This window comes from Butyrivibrio sp., from assembly GCF_017433805.1.
Classification (GTDB): Bacteria; Bacillota; Clostridia; order Lachnospirales; family Lachnospiraceae; genus Butyrivibrio.
Genome location: NZ_JAFRGN010000011.1, coordinates 134,170 through 153,807, shown reverse-complemented (window position 1 = coordinate 153,807; position 19,638 = coordinate 134,170). Strand labels below are relative to the sequence as shown.

The 19,638-nt window shown below is 41.7% G+C and carries 14 protein-coding genes; 11 read left to right on the top strand and 3 right to left on the bottom strand.

Annotation, left to right across the window (positions count from 1 at the left end; genetic code table 11):
• Nucleotides 1-174 precede the first annotated feature (174 nt).
• From IJI01_RS03100 to IJI01_RS03080, 5 genes are read left to right on the top strand one after another with little or no spacing between them, the layout of a single operon-like run.
• Nucleotides 175-2,115, top strand: coding sequence for a glycoside hydrolase family 127 protein (locus IJI01_RS03100; protein WP_292185709.1), 1,941 nt, complete (start codon nt 175-177; stop codon nt 2,113-2,115).
• 36 nt (nt 2,116-2,151) lie between these two features.
• Complete coding sequence (locus IJI01_RS03095; RefSeq protein WP_292185706.1) at nt 2,152-3,597, top strand: ABC transporter substrate-binding protein; 1,446 nt, start codon at nt 2,152-2,154, stop codon at nt 3,595-3,597.
• 53 nt (nt 3,598-3,650) lie between these two features.
• Complete coding sequence (locus IJI01_RS03090) at nt 3,651-4,109, top strand: carbohydrate ABC transporter permease (RefSeq protein WP_292185703.1); 459 nt, start codon at nt 3,651-3,653, stop codon at nt 4,107-4,109.
• Between the two features lie 42 nt (nt 4,110-4,151).
• On the top strand, nt 4,152-4,616 hold the full coding sequence (locus IJI01_RS03085) for a carbohydrate ABC transporter permease (RefSeq protein WP_292185700.1): 465 nt from the start codon (nt 4,152-4,154) through the stop codon (nt 4,614-4,616).
• A 20-nt stretch (nt 4,617-4,636) separates the two neighbouring features.
• Nucleotides 4,637-5,482, top strand: coding sequence for a carbohydrate ABC transporter permease (locus tag IJI01_RS03080; protein WP_292185696.1), 846 nt, complete (start codon nt 4,637-4,639; stop codon nt 5,480-5,482).
• 2 nt (nt 5,483-5,484) lie between these two features.
• Here IJI01_RS03080 and IJI01_RS03075 read toward each other — a convergent pair whose 3' ends face one another.
• A complete protein-coding gene (locus IJI01_RS03075) occupies nt 5,485-6,822 on the bottom strand; it encodes an MATE family efflux transporter (protein WP_292185692.1) in 1,338 nt (445 codons plus the stop codon).
• 146 nt (nt 6,823-6,968) lie between these two features.
• Between IJI01_RS03075 and IJI01_RS03070 the strand changes: the two genes are divergently transcribed.
• The 3 genes from IJI01_RS03070 to IJI01_RS03060 are packed head-to-tail and all read left to right on the top strand — an operon-like array spanning nt 6,969 to nt 10,299.
• Nucleotides 6,969-7,862, top strand: coding sequence for a helix-turn-helix domain-containing protein (locus tag IJI01_RS03070; RefSeq protein WP_292185689.1), 894 nt, complete (start codon nt 6,969-6,971; stop codon nt 7,860-7,862).
• A 54-nt stretch (nt 7,863-7,916) separates the two neighbouring features.
• Complete coding sequence (locus tag IJI01_RS03065) at nt 7,917-9,299, top strand: MATE family efflux transporter (protein ID WP_330623033.1); 1,383 nt, start codon at nt 7,917-7,919, stop codon at nt 9,297-9,299.
• Between the two features lie 28 nt (nt 9,300-9,327).
• Nucleotides 9,328-10,299: a radical SAM protein gene (locus tag IJI01_RS03060; protein WP_292185683.1), complete on the top strand. Its 972-nt coding sequence runs from the start codon at nt 9,328-9,330 to the stop codon at nt 10,297-10,299.
• A 113-nt stretch (nt 10,300-10,412) separates the two neighbouring features.
• Here the strand turns inward: IJI01_RS03060 and IJI01_RS03055 are convergent, their stop codons facing one another.
• Nucleotides 10,413-13,181: a transglycosylase domain-containing protein gene (locus IJI01_RS03055; RefSeq protein ID WP_292185680.1), complete on the bottom strand. Its 2,769-nt coding sequence runs from the start codon at nt 13,179-13,181 to the stop codon at nt 10,413-10,415.
• Nucleotides 13,182-13,977: 796 nt separating this feature from the next.
• Here IJI01_RS03055 and IJI01_RS03050 point away from each other — a divergent pair.
• Nucleotides 13,978-14,643: a YigZ family protein gene (locus tag IJI01_RS03050; protein WP_292185676.1), complete on the top strand. Its 666-nt coding sequence runs from the start codon at nt 13,978-13,980 to the stop codon at nt 14,641-14,643.
• Between the two features lie 114 nt (nt 14,644-14,757).
• On the opposite strand, the gene typA is transcribed toward IJI01_RS03050, so the two are convergent.
• Nucleotides 14,758-16,587, bottom strand: coding sequence for a translational GTPase TypA (gene typA, locus IJI01_RS03045; RefSeq protein WP_292185673.1), 1,830 nt, complete (start codon nt 16,585-16,587; stop codon nt 14,758-14,760).
• 257 nt (nt 16,588-16,844) lie between these two features.
• On the opposite strand from typA, the gene IJI01_RS03040 reads away from it, so the two are divergent.
• Entirely contained in the window at nt 16,845-18,278 is a 1,434-nt protein-coding gene (locus tag IJI01_RS03040) for a TldD/PmbA family protein (protein WP_292185671.1), read from the top strand.
• Nucleotides 18,279-18,292: 14 nt separating this feature from the next.
• A complete protein-coding gene (locus IJI01_RS03035) occupies nt 18,293-19,567 on the top strand; it encodes a metallopeptidase TldD-related protein (protein ID WP_292185668.1) in 1,275 nt (424 codons plus the stop codon).
• Nucleotides 19,568-19,638 lie beyond the last annotated feature (71 nt).

Genomic DNA, 19,638 nt, shown 5'->3' with positions numbered 1-19,638 from the left:
AAAAATAGCTATTTACAGAAAAATAGTCGAGCTATAGAATTTATTTAAGGTAAACGTTTACCTTAAGAAAAATAAACGATGCTCGTATATTATTGGGGATATTTGGATGTTATAAGAGAAAGGAAAACGTTAACCCATGAATGTGGTTCATGAAAAAAGGTAAAGGGGATTTACATGGGAAGAGATATTCGACCAATTAAGCTTCAGCATATTACAATTACTGACCCCTTGTTTGGCCATTACATCAAGAAAGTTGGAGATGTGATGTTGGAACATCAATGGAAAATCCTCAACGATGAAGTGGAGGATATGGAGCCTACAGGATGTTTGCGGAATTTTAAGATTGCTGCCGGTCTAGAAAATGGTGAAAGAATAGGGGTTGTATTTCAGGACACTGATCTCTACAAATGGATTGAATCAGCTTCATATTGTATTGCTAGTGGCGTTAGAAAAGAATTTGAAAAGAATATTGATGAGGTGGTAGAAATACTTGAAAAAGCCCAGGATGATGATGGGTACCTTAACACCTTTTTTCAGATCAACAATCCTGAAGGAAAATGGACAAATCTTGTTGAAGGACACGAATTATATACCTCTGGACATATGATAGAAGCGGCAGTTGCTTATTATCAGGCAACTGGAAAGGACAGATTCCTTAATGTGGTAATTAAAAATGCGAATCTCATATGCAGAATTTTTGGTAATGAAAATGGTCAAATTCACGGAGTTCCTGGGCATGAGGAAATAGAACTAGCCCTAGTTAAACTGTATTATTTAACAGGTGATGATAAATATAAAAAGCAGGCAGATTATTTTGTAAGACAAAGAGGGCAGGAGCCCAATTATCTGCAAGGAGAAATTGCTTCCAGAAAAAAACCGCAGTTTTTTCCTGAGTTTAGTAATTACTCGATGATTTATGCTCAGGCGGATAAGCCTCCGGTCGAGCAGTCCGATGCTGAGGGACACGCAGTTAGAGCAACTTACCTGTATAGTGCCATGGCAGATCTGGCGATGATTGAAGAAGATATGGAAATGGAAAAAGCCTGTGATGCACTTTGGAATAGCATGGTTAATCGTAGAATGTATATAACAGGCGGAATTGGAAGCAGTGGATTTTTGGAGTGTTTTACGACTGATTATGACCTGCCAAATGCTACAAATTATTGTGAAACTTGTGCATCCGTTGGGGTGATGATGTTTGGTCAAAGAATGGCAGCTCTTAAGGGCAATGCTTTATATTATGACACTGTGGAGAGGGCGCTGTATAACACAATACTTGCAGCTATGAATCTGGATGGGGATAGATACTTTTATGTAAATCCGCTGGAAATGATTCCTGAGTTTTGTACCAAAGATACATACATGAATCATGTAAAGCCAGAGAGACAAAAATGGTTTAGCGTAGCCTGCTGTCCTCCGAACCTGGCAAGAACATTGGCCTCATTGGGACAGTACATATATGCGATGGATGATGAAGAGATTATAATAAATCAATTTATATCGTCAAACATAGAGCTAGCGATAAATGGGTCAGATATGAAATTGGAGCTTTCGTCAGCTCTTTTACAAAAAGGAGAGGTATACATTAGGAGTGAAGGAAAGGAGGGAATAAAGCTTAAGATAAGAATTCCAGGTTATGCTAATAATCCAGAGCTTAAGCTTGATGGAAAAAAAGTATCCTTGGAAGAGCTTAATAATTATGCGGTATTAGATATCCCAAGTGGGATGCATGAAATTACTCTTTACTTGAATAACCATCCCAAGCTGTTAGCGGCAAATTCGAGAGTACGGGCTGATGTAGGGAAGGTTGCAATGGTAAATGGTCCGATGGTCTACTGCCTTGAGGAAATAGACAATGGGAAAAATCTGACTGAATTATATGTAAATGCTGATACTGTATTTGAAGAAATGAAGCCGCTTGATCGTTTTCCGGGAGAAGTGCCGATTTTCTGCTATGAAGGAGCAAGAGTCGACACACCAAAGGTAAAAGATGATGTGCTATATGGAGAGGCTCTTTTTGAGAAGAAACCGGTAAAGATAAAAGCGGTCCCATATGCATTTTGGAACAACAGGGGCATAGGCGAAATGAAGGTTTGGCAAAATGTTTTAGTGTAACTAAAAATGTAAGCATAAAAAGGAGGATTTAAGGGGATGCAAAAGAAAAGATTGTTCAGCGCAGCGTTAACAATGGTTACTACGACAGTTATACTATTGTCAGGATGCGGCGCGACTAGCGAAACTAGTGTGATGGAAGAAGGACAGAGTACTACATCTACTATTGAGTCCGCTTCTACACCAACTGCTTCGTCAACTGAGGAGGCAAAATCAGAGAAAGTTCATATTACCTACGCACAGTGGGGAAATGAGACAGAAACAGCAGCTACACAGGCAGTAGCAGATAAGTTTAACCAGTCACAGGATGAGATTGAAGTTGAAGTTATCAAAATTGATCATGATATCTATGTTACCAAGCTTAATGCTATGGCAACTGCAGGAGAGCTTCCTGATACAGCTATCATGAGTGAAGCAGGAGTTCTTAAATTTGCAGAGAATGGTCTTCTTGCAGATATCAGTTCGATGTACGGGGAAGGCGATTCTAAGCCACTTGATTCTATTACATTTAAGTATCAGGGAACACCTGTAGCATATTCTGCAGCCAATGAAGTACTGAACCTTTGGTACAATATAGATCTTCTTGAAGAGGTATGTACAGCTCAGGGACTTGATATTTCTGAATTTACACCTCCTGCAAGTGCTGATGATGCATGGGATTGGGATACATTTGTAAAGGTCGCACAGACACTTACAGTTGATATCAACGGAAATAATGCGCTTAGTCCCGATTTTGATCCATCAAATGTTGATATTTATGGATGTACTGTTAACACTCTCCCATGGCAGCTTGAAGTGTGGGCAAAGAGTAATGGCGGTGGATACTTTAGTGCCGATGGTTCTGCATGTACGATCAATGATGCAGCTACAGTTGAAGCACTTCAGAAAATAGCTGACCTGTCAGAGGTTTATCACTGTGCACCTCCAGTAACAAGCGCAGCAAATGCACTTGAATCATCACTTGGATCCAAGAAGGTTGTTATGGCAACAGATGGTACCTGGAATGTTGGTACCTTCCTTGGCCCATCTGCTGACTTTAGATATGGTGTAGGAGTTCTTCCATACATGAAAGAGAAAGTAACAATCTGCACAGGAGGCCCAAATGTTGTGTTTGCAACAACCGAGCATCCTGAAGAAGCTATGACATGGCTTAAGTGGTATTATCAGGAAGAAAACAGCTGGTCACTTATAGAGGCTGGAACATGGATGCCTATTCTGGATAAGTGGTATACAGATGCTGAGTATACTGATAAATGGATCAAGAATCCTAACTATCCTGAGTATGAAATGTACAAGAATGCTGTAGTTGAATATGCCAAGAATAATTCACAGTCAACAGCATGGTATTATGTAAATGCAACAGATGAATTCAATGCGACACTTGATTCTGCTTTTTCAGCTGTTTGGTCAGGGGATCAGACAATGCAGGAAGCTATTGATGAGTATTATGAAGAGTTGAATGATATATTCTCAAGCAATAACTAATTATGGAGTCCTGCGGGGGGAATCCCCGCAGGATTATCCAAGGGGGGATCACGATGGACGCTGCAAGCTTATATGAGATTGGGGAAAAGAGAAAGATGGCTAAGAACAGCGAAAAGGTAAAGAGAAAGAATACCAGATCTGCTTACAACAAAAGTGAAGAAAGATGCGCATATCTTTGCCTTATTCCTGCGTTTATGGGAATTACATTTATAAGCTATCTTCCTACTATAGCGGTTTTTGCTCTGAGTCTTTTTAATTACAATGGTCTATCAACTCCTGAATTTGTAGGAATAGATAATTATGCGCGTATATTTACCAAGGATGTGTATTTTGTCAGCGCGGTAAAAGCAACGCTGCAATATGCATTTTATGCCGTTATAAGCGCAGTCGTTTATTCTCTTATAATTGCCCTTTTACTTAACTCGAAAATATTTGGAAGAACCATTTTCCGTTCTATTTTCTTTATACCATATCTGCTCCCAGCTATAGGTGTTTTCAAGGGATGGCAGTGACTATATGAGCAGAATTATGGACTCTTTAATTTTATCTTTAGAATGCTAGGAATCCCGCCTCAGAGATTTCTCGATAGTCCTAGCCAGGTAATCCCGTCACTTGTTCTGATAGCAGTTTGGGCAAGCGGAAACCTGATAGTTATTTTTCTTGCGGGGCTTCAAAATGTGCCGACAGTTTATATGGAGGCTGCGCAGATTGATGGAGCAAACTCATGGCAGAGATTTTGGAATATTACGATTCCATGTATCAAACCTATTATATTTTATAATGTTCTGACTGCGCTGATAACGCACTTGCAGGTTGTAAATCCGGCGCTAGCTCTTACAAATGGTGGCCCTGCCAAGAAGTCTATGTTTTTGTCTTATGTAATTTATATGTATGGATTTGAAAAAACCAAGCTTGGCTATGCCGCTGCATATTCAGTAATATTCTTTGTGCTAGTGGGAATTTTTACAGCGATTTTATTTATTACACAAAAAGATAGTATTTTTAGCGATGAAAACTAAGGTTTCCTGGAGAGATGATTATGACTGGAAAAGAAAAAAGACAACTATTTCAAAAAGCAATAGTTACGATAATTGCTATGTTTTTTGCATTTCTCACGCTGCTTCCAATCTGGTGGATCTTTAGATCATCGCTTATGAGTGTAGCACAGGTTAATGCATATCCACCGGCATTTATTCCTTCTGAATGGCTGTGGTCTAATTACGAAAAAACTTTGGAAACGTTTAAATACTGGACGTACTTTTATAATACATTTCTCATAATTATTCCTGCAGTTACATTTGGCGTGGTAACAGCTATTTTTTGCGGATATGCCTTTGCAAGACTCAGATTCAGGGGGAAAAATTTAATATTCAAAATATGTGTAAGCACAATTCTTTTGCCAGGAATGGTAACGCTTATTCCGCTTTATATAATGTGGACTAAGATATTTGGCCTTGGGGACACCTATTGGCCACTAATTTTACCATATTTAACTGGTGGCGGTTTCTTTAATATCTTTTTGATAAGACAGTTTCTTATGACTATTCCAAGAGATCTTGATGAAGCGGCTTCAATTGATGGAGCAAGCCGTATGCGCATTTTATGGACCATACTTGTTCCGGCCATAAAACCAGCGGTTGTAGTGGTTGGAATGATGCTTTTTATTCAGATCTGGAATGATATGCTTCAACAGATTATATACATTAACAGCATGAGTAAGTTTACTTTTGCAATCGCTCTTACGAATTTTACCGGATCTTTTGGAACCAACTGGCCAATGGCAATGGCTGCTACCTTTATGACAATTTTGCCGGGTATAGTTATATATATATTCGGGCAAAAGAGCTTTGTAGAAGGAATTGTTTTAACAGGAATGAAAAACTAGTATTAAGTTAAAAGACTATGTTTCCACTTGCCGGAGTAGTATCTGATTGTGGGAACAAGGCAGCCACAGGCCCAGGAAAATGGAGTTGATATCCATATGCCTGTGGGACCAAGGAATGGAACGGTTATGTAGGCAAAGAGAATTTTCCCACTAAGCTCAGCAATACCTGCAATCATACAAGTATTAACATCGCCGGCTCCGCGTATTACATTTTGATAGCTTTGCATTATAGCGCAGATAAGATAGGCTATGCAGACAATTGAAAGATACTCTGCACCTGTCTTGGCTGCGTTTTTATTTGCGTTTGTATCGATGAATATGTTTATTATTGAGAATCTGTAATAATATGCGCAGATAGCAATAATGGCTGCACTTGTCACCATGATGAACATCGACCTAAGCAATGCTTTCTTTATCCGTTCATAATCTGGTTTTCCCATGTTCTGTCCGGTAAATACGCATAGGGCATTTCCAACAGAAAGAATTACCTGTATAGCAAGGGAATCGACCTTAGATGCAGCAACATATCCTGCCATGGTATCTGCGCCAAAGGAGTTGATGAGTCTTTGGACGCTGATTCCTCCGAGGGTTATCATGCACGACTGTAATACAGAAGGGAGTGAAGTCTTTGCTATAAGTATGCAGATTTCTAATTCTGGAAGGAGCTTTGCTTTTTGGGTAAACCCAAGAAGCTTTCTGTTTTTATATAATACAAAAAGACATATTAATCCTGAAACGTACTGCGAGATAACTGTAGCAAAGGCGGCACCGGAGACCCCTAAATGGAGCACAATAATAAAGAAAAGATCAAGCCCAGTATTTATAAAAGATGCAGCAATCAGGGCATATAAAGGAGTCTTGGAATCTCCTGTGCTACGTAAGATAGATGATGCATAATTAAACAATACGGTGCCAGTTGAAAAAACAAAAATGATTCTGATATAGGATATAGAATATGGTAGTATATCATTTGGTACATTTAAGAAAAGAAGCATTTTTTCTAAAAAAACTAAGCCTAATGCTGACATCGTAAGCGCAAGTGCAAGCATGCTGTAAGCCATAGAGATTATGACGCGCTTTAATTTCTCGAAGTTTTTGCTGCCAAAGCATTGCGAAATAATAAGCCCTCCGCCATTTCCCATTCCAAGGGCTATGCAGAGTAATAAAAAAGTAGGTTGACCTGTTGCGCCAACTCCGGCCAGAGCGTCTGAACCGAGAGTTCTTGAGACAATTATTGTATCCACTATTGAATATAACTGCTGAAAAATACTGGCTATAAATAATGGTATTGCGAAAAAAATGATATTTTGAGTAATATTACCCTTAGTCATATCTCTCATTTTTTTATGCTCCTTGGTTGACGTATTCAAGTTTTTTAACACATATATCGTATAAAATTTTGAATATTTAAGATGATGCATAGTGATATAATTATGTCTATAAGCGATTTATATTTTGGAAAACATCTTATTTTACGTGAGAGAAAATGATTGATAGTGATAAAAATGAGGGACATGGAATGGGAGAGATTTATTATGTACTAAACACTAACGCCTTGCCTCAGGTATCGGCGCTTGATAGCTGTGGTCAGCGTCCTCCCTATGTTCATTTCAAAAGAAAGTATCATGAATATATTCTCTACGTGATTACTTCAGGGGAGCTTTTTTTGGATGAGGAGGGAATAGAGTATCATTTAGAGGAAAATGACTGTATTTTACTCGATCCTACCAGAACTCATGTGGGCATCAGGACGTCATCGTATACTTTTTGCTATTTTCACTTTCTTCCTGGGTATGCAGGCAACAGGTATATGGAAGTGGACAAAAATTACCTGTTAAATCAGGGAGAAGTGCTTTTTCCCAAGATACATAGGATTTCAAATGATGAAACTATAAAGATCTGCCGAGAGCTTTGTGATAGAGTTCATGATATCAGCGTTGAAGGAGGTTTTCTAAAAAGGCAGAAGGCATCAGCTCTTTTGCATATGATAATGCTGGAAATTTCAGAGGATGCCAGGAATCAGGAGCATGGCCAAAAATATAATTCTAAGGGTTACCTTCTTACAGCAAAGGAGCTTGAAAGGTATATTAAAAGGCATTACATGGATGATTTTGATTCGGAGGGGTTAGGGGATAAGTTTGGATATAATTATGATCATTTGAACAGGCTCTTCAAAAAGGAAACGGGAAGTACCATATATCGTTATCTTGTTCAGGTCAGGTGTGAAGAAGCCCAAAAACTACTACAGACAGGATATTATTCTAATGAAGAGATTGCGGCAAGAGTTGGGTTTGCCGGAAGTGATCATTTGTCTCATGTATATAAAAAAATATGGGGCTATCCACCAAGCTATGAGAATCGCAAAACTAATAGTAAATGATAAGGTACATAGAGAGAAGAGAAAACTAATTAAAGAATGGGAAATGAAGTTCAAATGCAAAACAATAAGATAATAGAAGGATCTATATGGAAGAATATGCTGGGATATTTCTGGGCGCTTCTTTTGGGTGCTTTTTTTCAGCAGTTCTATAATACAGTAGATGCTATTATCGTAGGTAAAGCTGTGGGCAGTGATGCTCTTGCAGCTGTTGGTGGATCTGCAGCGATGGTAGTCAATCTTTTTGTGGGCTTTTTTATGGGGCTTTCATCAGGTGCTACCGTTGTTATAGCGCAGTTCTATGGCGCTGGAAGGAAAGATGAGGTCAATAAGGCTGTTCACACTGCTATAGCCATGTCCATCGCTGGTGGCGCTCTGATAACCATTATTGGCATTTGGATGTCGAGCTGGATCATCCATGCCATGAAGACACCTACCGAGGTAATAGAGGCCTCTACGATCTATTTGAGGATATATTTCATAGGGATGATAGCCAATCTGGTCTACAACATGGGAGCAGGTATATTAAGAGCTATAGGCGACTCCAAGAGACCGCTCTATGTTCTTATAGTCAGTTGCTTTGTAAATATCTTTTTGGATATCTTTTTTGTAATCTGGATGGGACTAGGCAAAATGGGCATCAACCAGGGCGTTATGGGCGTTGCTATAGCTACTGTTATCTGCCAGGTTATAAGTGCGGTTATAGTTGTGATTATTCTGATGCGAAGTGATGATTCCTATAAACTGATCCTTAGAGAAATCAGAATGGATACTGGAATGCTCTCCAGGATTATCAGAATAGGCTTTCCTGCAGGCGTACAGACTACAATGTATACCCTGTCCAACATCCTGATCCAGGCTTCGATAAACGAGTTCGGTAAAGATGCTACGGCCGCCTGGGCTGCTTACGGTAAGATAGACGTTCTTTTCTGGATGACTATAGGATCGCTGGGAACAGCAGTAACTACCTTTGCTGGCCAGAATTATGGCGCCGGAAAATATGACCGCGTTCGCAGCAGTGCAAGGCAGGCGTTTATAATAGCGGCTTCAATAACTATTCCTCTCAGCACTGTGCTCTACTTCTGGGGAGAGGGATTCTTATACATCTTTGTAAATGACAGTAATGTTATTCAGATTGGAATCCAGATGATCAAATTCCTGGCGCCTTTCTACTGTCTTTATATCGGAGTAGAAGTGTTCTCTGGAGTGCTCAGAGGAATGGGCTCAGCGCTTCTTCCTATGCTTATCACATTAAGTGGTATTTGCCTTTTGAGAGTGACGTGGATTTTGACAGTGTTCCCACTTCACAGGACTATAGAGACGGTGGAAATGAGCTATCCAATTACCTGGGGAACTACGACAGTTCTTTTCCTGATCTATTATCTGTACTATGTGAGAAGGCATAACATTAAAGGAACTGTTAATGCAGACAGTGAATGATATCAGAGATTTGGAGTAAAGTTTTATTGTGAAGCAAGGTGAAGATTATTTACTGGAATATAGGAATTGCCAGCTGTGCCCCAGGAAATGCGGAGTTGACCGGACTACCACCATGGGCTTTTGTAGGGAAAAGAGTGATCTGCATGTGAGCAGGGCTGCGCTTCATCAATGGGAAGAACCATGTATTTCTGGAACTAATGGTTCTGGGACAGTCTTTTTTTCTGGTTGCAACATGGGCTGTGTCTTTTGCCAGAACAGGGCCATCAGTAGAGGCCAGGTGGGCAAGTATATTACTGTAGACAGGCTTGTGGATATCTTTTTTGAACTGGAGGATAAGGGAGCTAATAACATAAATCTGGTGACGGGAGATATGTTCGTCCCTACTATCAGAGTTGCCATAGAAAAGGCCAGAAACAGGGGAATTAAGATCCCATTTCTTTTTAATACATCATCGTATCTGGAGCTGGAGACAGTAAAGAGTCTGGATGGGCTCATTGACATTTATCTTCCTGATTTCAAATATATCAGGGAAGAGGATGCGGTTAGATTCAGTAAGGCACATGGATATGTGGATGCTGCCAAAAGAGCTATAGATGAGATGGTAAGGCAGTGCCCTGTGTGCGAGTTCGAGCCAGAGAAATGTTTGGAATTATCTACGGATAAAGGGACTAAGAAGGATACGGCTGATGGGCTTGATATTATGAAGAAGGGCGTAGTTGTAAGGCATCTTTTGATGCCTGGAATGCTGATTCAGGCCAAGATGATTGTTCGTTATCTCTATGAGAGATATGGGGATGGAATTTTTATCAGTTTGATGAATCAGTACACCCCCAACGGAGAACTGTCAGAATACCCCGAAATTGACCGGAGAGTATCTGATAGGGACTATGTCAGCCTGATAGATTATGCGGCCCAAATTGGAGTCGTAAATGGCTTTATGCAGGTTGGAGAGACAGCCAAGGAAAGTTTTATTCCGGAATTTGATTGTTTTGGAGTTTAAGACAGAAGCATATTATATAGAGAGTGTAGCTGATCATAGAATTAAAAAGGGCTTAGAGACTGGGATATTTCCATTTCTCTAAGCCCTATATTATTGCTTTTATCTATGATTCCTTAGTTGCCGGCAGAAACATCGGCAGGAACTTCGTTTACTACTGATTCTGTTGACTGAGCTGGAGCAGCTTGTGCAGCTGCATCTCCACCTGCTGCGGCAGCGGCTTCAGCGGCAGCAGCTTCTGCAGCGGCCTGAGCAGCCTGTGCTGCGGCAACAGCAGCGGCCTGTTCAGCAGCGATGATTCCCTCTATTCCAGGCTGAGTCATGAACTCAACTGTATGGTGACAAGTATTCAGAACTCGTGTCTGGTTACCTTCTTCGTCAGTAACTGTTGTGTATGCTGAGTTAGTAGGTGTGTAGTTGACAAAGCCTGACTGAAGAGCAGCTGGAACCTCTGGAGTGAGTTCAAATACGCCGGCAGCTTTAAATGGACAAAGTTCTGTTGCAGGGCATCCATCGATAGCGCACATTGTGCCTGAATAGTGAACATCACAACTTTCAGAAGGAACAGTTCCCTCTTCAAAATACTCTTGCATAAGAGTTCCGTTACACAAACCTTCAATAGGCTGTTTGCCTGATCTTGAGCAGACAGTAGCAACAACTATTCCTGAAGGCATTGAGAAGTTAGAAGCAGGAAGATTCTCGTGAATTCTTGCCATAACCTTTTTCCACATGGTCTTGGAGAGGTTCTTTTCTGCTGAGTCCTTCATGCTGACATTATTGTCATAACCTGTCCATGTTGTAGCTGTATAGTAGTTGGTGTATCCGGCAAACCATACATCCTTATAATCTGTTGTAGTACCTGTTTTACCAGCGATTGCTGTTGTTCCGAAGTTAACGGAAGTAGCAGTACCAGCTGTTACAACATCCTGCATTGCGCTTGTGAGAAGGAATGCAGTAGTTTCTTTTAATACTCTCTTGGACTTGGCTTCTGTGTTGTCCAAAATAACATTTCCATCATGATCAACAACCTTGGTATAGAGCTTAGGCTCTACATATACACCGCCGTTAGCAATTGATGCATAAGCTGCGTTAAGCTCAATGTTCTTGACACCATAGGTCAGACCACCTAGAGCGGTTGACTGCTGAATGTCAGAATATACCTTGCCATTGATTGTTGTTCCGTCAGTGATAGTCGTAAATCCAAAGTTCTTGAGGTAATCATAGCCGAGCTGAGGTGTAATGAGTGTAAATGCCTCAACAGCGATTACGTTCATGGAATCCTTGATAGCAGTTCTAACGGTGTTGAGTCCTCTGTATTCAGATCCCCACCAGTTCTTAACAAGTGTTCCGTTGTCGTAAGCAAATGGAGCATCATTAAATACTGTAGCAAGTGTAAGGCCTGCGCTGTCGATGCCAGGAGCGTAGGTTGAAAGAACCTTGAAGGTTGAACCAGGCTGACGATAAGAGTCTGTTGCTCTGTTAAGGGTTCTGCTGGCTGTCTTCTGACCACGGCCACCGACCATGGCAACAACATAACCTGTACTCTGCTCCTCGACGGTAATTGATACCTGAGGCTGTGGAACAAGGTTATATTTCTCACCAAGGACAGTATCGCCCTCTTTCATAACAGCTGCCTTATAATTCTCAATAGCTTCTTCTGCGGCTTCCTGTGAGGAATAGAGCATGTTGAAGCCTGTAATACTCTGTTTGTAGTATGCCTGGAACATCTCACTACTGTGATTTGTTACAGTTCCATCTGCTGACTGAACTGAAAGCTCATAAGTAAGGAGCCACTTTGTTCCAGATGGATAGTTCTCCTCGTTCTGGAAAACATCATCACAGATTGCCTGAATATCAGGATCCTGTGTTGAATAAATCTTAAGACCACCACTATAAAGAAGTGTGTAAGCCTGAGTCTCGTTGTAGCCAGCCTCGATGAGGTCATCAAGAATATCATTGGTAAGGGCGTCAACAAAGTAGGAGTTGATGGTTGTATCACCGCCTGTTTCCTGGTTGACGTTCTGGATTCTGGAATAAACATCATCAGTCATGGCTGCATCATACTCAATCTGAGTGATGAACTCGTGCTTAAGCATGTTCTTGAGAACCTTCATACGTCTCTCAGCGTTTTTGTCTGGATGAGTAATAGGATTGAAACGGCTTGGGTTCTGAGTAATAGCAGCAATAACAGCTGCCTCTGAAATGTTGAGCTCACTACAGGACTTGTTAAAGTAACGAAGAGAAGCTGCCTGTACACCAAGCGTACTCTGACCGAGGTTGATGGTGTTGAGGTAGTTGAGGAGGATGTCCTCTTTACTCATGCTCTTTTCGAGCTGAACTGCAAGGTACTGCTCCTGAATCTTACGTTTAACCTGCTGAATCTTACTCTCGTCTGTCCATCCTGAGAATACGTTGTTCTTAAGAAGCTGCTGTGTAATGGTACTGGCACCCTGTGAGAAATTACCGGATGTAATACCTACAACACCAGCTCTGATGATACCCTGAATATCAATTCCGTTGTGCTCGTAGAATCTCTCGTCCTCGATAGCTACGAAGGCCTTGGCAAGATGATCAGGGATCATATCCCAGGTTACAGGAATACGGTTGGAATCAGTTGAAACCAGCTTGGCTATCTGATTGCCGTCTGTATCATATACAAAGGTTGAAAATCCTTTTGGTGTAACGCTGATGTTACCAATATCTGGAGCTGTATCACGGATTCCATTGAAAACACCGATTCCGGCGCTGGCTCCGATGATCACTCCTCCGATGATCATCGCTAATATAATATAGAAGCCAAAAAGACTTATCTTTTTGCCCCACTTATTAGTACCGGAGTTCAGGGCTCTTGCCTGTTCAACGATACCTCTTTTTCCATAATTCATATGTATCCCTCGCTGTAATAATGTGCTGTCGAAATGGATCACCTGGTTCATGCCCTAGTAACCCATCTTTGCATGATATAACATCTTATTATAGCACGCCTAGAAGGAAATGGAAAATATGGCTGCCATTCATATCGTTGCGCCCGCCCACATAACAGAACTTCAGCTCGTTCATAAAGATTTTTTCGTCGCCTCCAGTTTCGGATATTCATGGTCTTCGTAAAGCGGCTAAGAATTCTACGGGTCAAAACTCGCACCCACAGCAGCCGCTGCCGCCCCAGCCAATTTTCCAAGGCGAGTCTGAGATGGCAAATGCGATTTTCTAATGTTTCCATAGCAGCTTTTCCCGCGCATGCGAAACGTTGTCTGAAGCAGGACGGTTGTAGCCGTATATTCAAGAAAATGCCATTGCTCGCAAAGCGAGCGTTAATAAAAAGGAGAAATCAACTTCTTCATGCTAGCATGAAAGATTGATTTCTCCTTTTTTATTAGGTGCTACGCACCGTAATGGCATTTTCGGTTATCTATCTTGTTTCCGTCCTGCGAGTTGCAGTTGAGCATGCGTATTAAAAGAAAAGCTGCGGAAACATCTGAGAAAATCTGCATTTGTCAGTGACGAGCAAGGGAAAATGGCGGGAGGTAAAAGGCTGCCATAGGTGCTCAAACATGTTGACCCGTGGCAGAATTCTTATTGCCGCTTTCCGAAGTCTCATGAATATACCTCACTTACACAGACGAAAAAATCTTCATTGAACTTCGCTTTGTTCTGTTATGTGGGCGGGCGCTTTTGTTGTGAATGGCAACTTGGGATTGTGCTATAATAGCTTCTATGAGTGAAAGAGAATCTTATAAAGTATTAATTTCAAATGGAACTGGCGAGATTGTGGAAAAGAAATCCAGATTCATTGCCAATGTATATGCTGTTGAGAATCAGCAGGAAGCAGAAGCGAGGATTGCTGAGATTTCCAAGAAATATTGGGATGCAAGGCACAACTGCTATGCTTATGTGATAGGAGTTAACAGCGAGATATCCAAGTGCAGTGATAATGGAGAACCTTCAGGCACAGCTGGGAAGCCTATCCTTGAAGTTATTAATGGCGCAGGTCTTACCAATACGCTGATCATCGTAACAAGATATTTTGGCGGAGTGCTGTTGGGAACTGGCGGACTTGTGAGAGCATATACCCAGTCAGCTCAGGCAGGTCTAGCCAACTGCCAGATAGGAGAGAAGGTTTTATCTCAGAAGTTGACGCTCAAGGTTGGCTACAACATGATCAACAATGTTCAATATTATTTGTCTCAGAATGAGATCACTATTGCCGACTCCCGCTACGAAGCAGATGTTCAGTTTGATATCTGTGTTCGCGACGCCGACAAACAGCGCATCTGCGATGGCCTCATCCAGAAATGTGAGGGCCAGATTGAAATCGCCGAGGGCGACAAGGGGTATTATATATTGTGAGAATTGATTTTTAGCCGAGAATGGCCTAATACTTAATATGCGTATGATAATAGTAATAGTTGAGCGCTGAAATTACTAAATGAAAAAAGAGAGCCAAGGCTCTCTTTTACTATATTATTTCTTAAAGCTTGCGCGCTTTCTAAGTGTAGGATCAAGAATTCTCTTACGAATACGAAGGCTTGTAGGTGTTACCTCAAGGAGCTCGTCTGTGTCGATGAATTCGATACACTGCTCAAGTGACATTACTCTAGGTGGAACAAGTCTAAGAGCTTCATCTGATGATGATGTTCTTGTGTTTGTGAGGTGCTTGGTCTTACATACGTTAACCTCAACGTCCTCACTCTTACCACTGGTTCCGATTACCATTCCTGAGTAAACCTTGTCGCCAGTCTTAATGAAGAGTGTACCACGGTCCTGAGCATTGAAAAGACCATAAGCTGTAGCTTCACCAGTCTCGAATGCGATAACAGAACCAGTCTTACGGTAGTTCATATCTCCCTTGTATGGAGCATATCCGTCAAAAATAGTATTGATGATACCGTTACCCTTTGTATCTGTCATGAACTCACCTCTGTAACCGATAAGTCCACGTGATGGGATGTTGAACTCAAGACGAGTATAACCGCCGTTACCAGCACCCATGTTTACAAGCTCACCTTTTCTCTCACCGAGCTTCTGGATAACTGAACCTGAGAACTCATCAGGAACATCGATGTAGCACTTCTCCATAGGCTCAAGCTTGTGGCCAGCTTCATCTGTGTGGTAGATAACCTCAGCCTTGCTGACTGCGAACTCAAAGCCTTCACGACGCATTGTCTCAATAAGAACTGAGAGGTGAAGCTCACCACGTCCTGATACCTTGAAGGTCTCTGTTGTATCTGTATCCTCAACACGAAGTGATACGTCTGTGTTGAGCTCTCTATATAATCTGTCACGAAGGTGACGGCTTGTTACATACTTACCTTCCTGACCAGCAAGAGGAGAGTCGTTAACAATGAAGTTCATTGATATTGTAGGCTCAGAAATCTTCTGGAAAGGAATAGCAACCTGATTATCAACTGAGCAAAGTGTGTCACCGATCTTGAGATCTTCGATACCAGAAATAGCAACGATAGAACCAATCTTGGCTTCCTGAACTTCAACTCTTCCAAGTCCATCATACTCATAGAGTTTGCTGATCTTGGTCTTAATACGTCTCTCAGGCTCGTGGTGGTTAACAACAACAACCTCCTGGTTAACCTTAACAACACCGTTATCAACCTTACCTACACCGATACGTCCAACGTACTCGTTGTAGTCGATTGTGCTGATGAGTACCTGTGTGCTTGACTCAGGATCTCCAACAGGAGCTGGAATGTAGTTGATGATTGTATCGAGAAGAGGCTTCATATCTGTGCCCTGCTCTTCGATAGAAAGAGATGATGTTCCAGCCTTGGCTGAGGCAAATACGAATGGGCAATCAAGCTGATTGTCATCTGCTCCAAGATCCATGAGAAGCTCGAGAACTTCATCAATAACTTCCTTAGGTCTGGCCTCTGGTCTGTCAATCTTGTTAACACAAACGATAACTGGAAGTCCAAGATCCATTGCCTTACCAAGAACGAACTTGGTCTGTGGCATAGGGCCTTCGAATGCGTCAACTACAAGAATAACGCCATTAACCATCTTGAGAACTCGCTCAACCTCACCACCGAAATCAGCGTGGCCTGGAGTATCGATGACGTTGATCTTGATATCCTTATATGTGATAGCTGTATTCTTAGACATGATGGTGATTCCACGCTCTTTTTCGATATCGCCGGAATCCATTACACGCTCAACAACTTCCTGGCCTGCACGGAAAACACCGCTCTGTCTCAGAAGGCCATCTACAAGAGTTGTTTTACCATGGTCAACGTGCGCAATAATAGCTACGTTTCTTACATCATTTCTAGTCTGCTTCATAAATCTTTTGTCTCCTTAATATAGAAAAAACACCATTACTTTTCAAACTATGGCATTATAGCACGCGATATTTTGTTATTCAATATCTTTTTATAATGGGAAAATTAAATTAAGATAAAAAATCACAGAAAATATGTAGATTCTGAGAGCGTTTTCCCTTGTTTAGCATGCTGGCGCATTATATAATGTAGAAGTTCGATTACTTTGGTGGTTTAAATCGGTAAACGAATGAAAAGTTATGTTGGAAAGGGGAAAATATGAAGGCGAAGTTTTCAGAATACTTAACATCTATAGCTCCAGGCCTTAAGGAGCTGATTGCTGAGCTGGGAAAGAGCTACGACTATGTAAGCGTTCTTTCTACAGATTCAGTGGGATTTAGCATTAGTGCATCTCAGAGAGTTAAGAGCATCTACGGTGATACCCTCATGGTAGAAAGAGGAAATGTTGTCAGAGTATACAAGGATGGGCTTTACAGCGAATATGCTTTTAACCTGTTTGACACTGACAATGTGGGAGAGAAGGCAACTAAGATCAAGGAGGTTCTTGATAAGCAGCTTGCTGTTCTCAAGGCTACAAACACTAAGGTTTATGACACTGGCAAGCTTTCAGATGAGCCAGAACAGCTCTTTGTAGAGATGGATACAACAGATCTTCCGGAGGAGACTGATCTTGATGCACTTATGAATAAGCTTAAGAGCTTTAGCGATAAGGGCAAGTCTCTTTCAGAGGAAATCATCGACTGCACAGTTTCAGGAGAGTCAACTCATGTCTGCAAGATGTTCCTTACAGCAAACAGAGACCTCAGACAGAGCTATGTACAGTCAACTGGTTCAGTTCTCATGCTTACTGCAAGAGGTGACAAGACAGAGTATGCCTACGAGTCTCTCTCTGACAGAGAAGGTCCAGCTATATTCGATGGACTTGAGGAGCTTCTTGAGAAGGGACTTGAGAGTGTCCAGGCTAATCTTGGAGCTGAGAGAATTATTCCAGGTGAGTACGAGGTTATCACAACTCCAGAGGTTTCGGGACTTATCGCTCACGAGGCATTTGGCCATGGCGTTGAGATGGATATGTTTGTTAAAAAGAGAGCTCTCGGACAGGAATATATTGGCAAACGCGTAGGCTCTGACCTTGTTACAATGCACGAGGGAGCTAAGGTATGCAAGAACACATCAAGCTATGCCTTTGATGATGAGGGAACTCTTGCAGGAGATGTAATTGAGATCGACAAGGGAATTCTTAAGACTGGCGTATGCGATGCTCTTGCAGCGCTCAGACTTGGCACAGTAGCTACAGGAAATGGTAAAAGACAGAACTTCGAGCATAAGGTTTACACCAGAATGACAAACACTATGTTCGACAGCGGCAATAGCACTAAGGAAGAGATGATTGCTTCTATCAAGAAGGGATATCTTTTGTCCGGATTCTTCTCAGGAATGGAAGATCCCAAGCATTGGGGTATTCAGTGCATCATTGCAAGAGGCTATGAGATCATTGATGGCAAACTGACTGGAAAGGTAGTAGCACCTGTAGTTCTTACAGGTTATGTGCCAGATCTTTTGAACTCAATTTCAATGGCTAGTACAGACTATGTACCATTTGGTGCCGGACAGTGTGGTAAGGGCCACAAGGAATGGGTTAAGACTGTTGATGGCGGTCCATACCTTAAGTGTGTGGCAAGACTTGGTTGATACTGGGGGTTAATATGACAGATAAAATAATAGAATTATTAAAACAGTCCAGTGCAGATTTCTGGAGTGTAGAAGATATAGTAACAGAGGGCTGGGAGTTCTACTTTATTAAGCACCAGCTCGATCAGAACAGAGTCCGTGACGTAGAGCACATTACAGTTGAGGTATATCGTAAGCTTGAGGACGGCAAATTAGTTGGAAGAGCTTCAGAGGAGATTGCTCCAACAGCATCTGTAGAGGAAGCTAAGAAGATCATCGATGCTCTCTGTGAAAGAGCTACCTTTGCACCTAACCCATATTACGAACTGAACAAGGAACAGGCTCAGGTTGAGAACAAGGAATACGATGTTCAGAAGATGGCTCAGGAGTTCATCGAAGCTATGCAGGAGGTCCCTGAGACTTCAGGAGAAGACATCAACTCCTACGAAATATTTGCAGAGAGATGCAAGAGAAGATTTGTTAACTCTGAGGGTATCGATGTGACTATTACTTATCCTAATTCCATGGTAGAGGTAGTAGTCAATGCCAGAAATGATGAGCACGAGATCGAGCTCTATAGAATGTACAAGGCTGGAACCTGTGACAAGGCTTCTTTGGTAAAAGATATTTCGGATACTCTTAAGTTTGGTAAGGACAGACTTCATACTGTTCCTACTCCTAATCTCGGCAAGGCTACAGTTCTTTTATCGACAGAGGATTCTAAGCAGCTCTTCACATGGGCGGCTACTCACATGCACGCTGCCTACAAGTACATGGGTTACTCAGATTGGGAGGCTGGTCAGCCTGCTATTAAGGATGTTAAAGGCGATAAGCTCACAATCAAGGCGGTAAAAGAGCTTCCTAATTCAGCTAACAACAGAGCTGTGGACTCAGAAGGTGCTATAGCACGCGATATGTACATTATCAAAGACAACATTACCGAGAATTTCTGGGGAGATGTACAGTTCCGTTACTACCTCGGTGTTAAGGATTCCTATAATGCAGGAAACTTCGTGACTGAGGGTGGCAGTAAGACAGAGGCTGAGCTTAGATGCGGCAAGTATCTTGAGCCAGTTGAGTTCTCTGATTTCTCAGTTAATCCTATTACTGGAGATATTGCTGGCGAAATCCGTCTTGCTTATCTTCATGATGGAGACGAGGTTACAGTTGTAAGTGGAGGCTCTGTCTCTGGTAATGTCAATGAGCTTTTCCAGAATGTTGGTTTCTCCAAGGAACTCAGACAGTATAACAACGCAGTAGTTCCTGCAGTAGTAAGACTTGAGAATGTTACTATTTCAGGTGCTGAGTAAAGCTAAACACACAAATTGCTCACTTCATAGGAAAACGTGCAATTGTATTGACAAAAACTTGACACTGGTTG